Origin of the sequence: Myroides marinus, from assembly GCF_900109075.1 — a bacterium.
GTDB lineage: Bacteria > Bacteroidota > Bacteroidia > Flavobacteriales > Flavobacteriaceae > Flavobacterium > Flavobacterium marinum_A.
Window position 1 is genome coordinate 1 of record NZ_FNYS01000047.1, and the last position, 2,720, is coordinate 2,720.

The window sequence follows — 2,720 nt, forward strand, 5'->3', positions numbered from 1 at the left end:
AAAAAAATCAAAAAAATCAAAACAATCAAAACATAACGCAACAAAAAACAAATATCATCATATATAATTCAATTTAAAATTTTGTCTTTCTGGGAGATTGTGATCCTGTTTTTGTAAACTAGAAATTAGAGATCTAAGGATAACAAACCATAATAAAATAAAAGAGCCACTCATATGAGTGGCTCTTTCTGGCTAATACTGTTATTTTAGATCTAACAGCAAGGATCGGTCGAAAAATTGATTTGTTGTTGTATTAAACGTACTCAACGATTAATATTTTTATAGTTCTGTAATGATAAATTCACTACGTCTATTTAATTGATGTTCTTCTATAGTACATGGTACTCCATTACTACACTTATTCTGTAACTGTGTCTCACCATATCCTTGTCCTGTAACTCTGCTTCTATCTATTCCTTGCTCAACCATCCACTCTACTGTAGATTTAGCTCGGCGATCTGATAGTTTTAAATTATATGCGTCATTACCACGGCTATCTGTATGTGAACGTACATCTATCTTCATTGTAGGGTATTCTCTTAATACTTCTACAACTTTGATAAGTTCGGCTGCTGCATCAGGGCGTATATTAGATTTATCAAAATCAAAGTAAATTGGGTTTAATTTCAATTTCTTGAATAAATCATCATTTACCTTTATAGGTTCTAATGTTTTTTCAAGTCCTATATCCACTCTTTTAACTCCTTGAGCTTTCTCTACTACAAATATTACTTCAACAGTGTTGTACTCCTGTTTCTCTGCTTTTATGCGATATTTACCTCCACAATCTAAATACTGTGATAAGTAGTATCCTTTAGCATCAGTCATAATAGTATCTGCTTGAGTATATAAAGCATCTGATATAATTACTCTTGCATTAACTAGTGGTTCTTTTGTTATCTTATCATAGACAATTCCTTCTAAAGCTTGTTTACAAGGTTTCTCTTTAAAGAAATAGATATCATCTCCTCCACTAGCTCCTGTTCTATTTGAGCTCACAAACCCTTTATGTGATTTGCTATCTATATAGAGTGCAAAATCATCGAATGGGCTATTAATTGGGGTTCCCATATTGGCAACTTGACCAATACTTCCATCGACATTTATCTTGGCTACAAACATATCTAATCCACCAAGTCCTGGGTGCCCATCCGATGCAAAAAACAAGAAATTATCATCTGAGATAAAAGGGAATGTTTCTCTTCCTGATGTATTAACTTTATTACCTATATTTTCTACTTTTCCGTATTCACCTGTAGGGTATAATGCCACTCTAAAGATATCCGATTGACCTAAAGTTCCCTCTCTATCTGATGAAAAATAAAGCCACTTGCCATCTGGCGTTAAGGCAGGATGGGCTGTATTGAAATAATCCGAATTAAACGGCAATTCCATTACTTGTCCCCACAAGCCATCCTCCGTCTTAGTGGCTTTATATATTTTTAAGAGTGATGATTTATCTCTATTATTCCTGCGTTTACCCTTTTCACTAGAGTTATTACGGGTAAAATACATTGTATTTCCATCTTTAGTAAATACAGCAGTGGCATCATTTACTTTAGATCGTATTTCCTTGGCAAATTGTTGCGGATCTGAGAAACTACCATCTTGATTAATAGTAGAACTATACAAGGCTGTAAAGCTTTCATTAGTCCACTCATGAACAGACTTATTATCTCCTTGATTTCTAGCGGATGTAAAGATTAAATCTCCATTTAAAATGGTAGCTCCATAATCAGAAAATTCTGTATTAATACTTAAAGGTTTGATATCATAAAGATCTTGCTTGTCTTCTATCTTTTGCAAGAAGTCTTTATTAGATTCAAAAAGTTGGGCTCTAGAGTCATTTGCTTCTAACTTAGCAAACTGCTGCATCATTTGCTTAGACTTGTCGTAGTTTTCTACAGACTTTAGTGTTTGAGCATAACGATAATAATACTCTGAACCAATAGGTTCCTTTCCCTTGTCCTCATAAGTACCTTCAAATAATTCTGTGTACCACTTATTAGCTTCTACTAGCTTGCCATTAAAGTAATATGCATCAGCTAATTTCTTTAGCATATCTGCATTGGTATATCCTTTAGCTGCTATGCGCTCATAGATCTTAATAGCATCTATATAGGCCAAAGTTTGATATTCTTTATCGGCTTTCTTCTCTGCTACTCTTTGTGCTTGAGTATTAACTCCTGCTAAAAGTAACAGCCCGAATAAGCTTATTTTCAATAGCTGTTTTTTCATACTTCCTTTTTTATTAATCCCTTAATTCTCTTTTTAAAAGAATCGAGGCGCATTAATTGTACTTCTACGATTAAACAATTCAAATCTCAAGAATATCTCATGCGATCCTGAGTCATAATGACGAAGTGATGTGGTATCAAAGTCATAAGCATAGCCAACAAATAAATTCTCATTTACTTGGAATCCTGCCAGTGCACTAACTGATGCGTCCCAGCGGTATGCTGCTCCTAGGGTGAATTTCTCATAGAATAAGAAATTCGCTGTTAGATCTACTTGTAATGGTGCTCCGCTTACTGCTTTTACTAAAGCAGCTGGCTTAAACAATACATCACGCCCTAATTCAAATACATATCCTCCCATTAAATAAAAGTGCATCTTTTGACGCATAGTCGTGATATCATTATCATCATAACGATCTGTAGTTAAAAAGTTAGGTACAGACACTCCTACATATGCCTTGTCAGAATACATATAAAGTCCAG

The 2,720-nt window shown here is 34.2% G+C and carries 2 protein-coding genes; both read right to left on the reverse strand.

Features of this window, described 5'->3' with window-relative positions; all coding sequences use genetic code 11:
• Positions 1 to 279 precede the first annotated feature (279 nt).
• Positions 280 to 2,238, reverse strand: a complete 1,959-nt coding sequence (locus BMX53_RS18810; RefSeq protein ID WP_074748510.1) for an OmpA family protein — start codon at positions 2,236 to 2,238, stop codon at positions 280 to 282.
• Positions 2,239 to 2,271: 33 nt separating this feature from the next.
• The coding region (locus tag BMX53_RS18815; RefSeq protein WP_143061470.1) for a PorP/SprF family type IX secretion system membrane protein at positions 2,272 to 2,720 on the reverse strand (449 nt) is incomplete at its 5' end.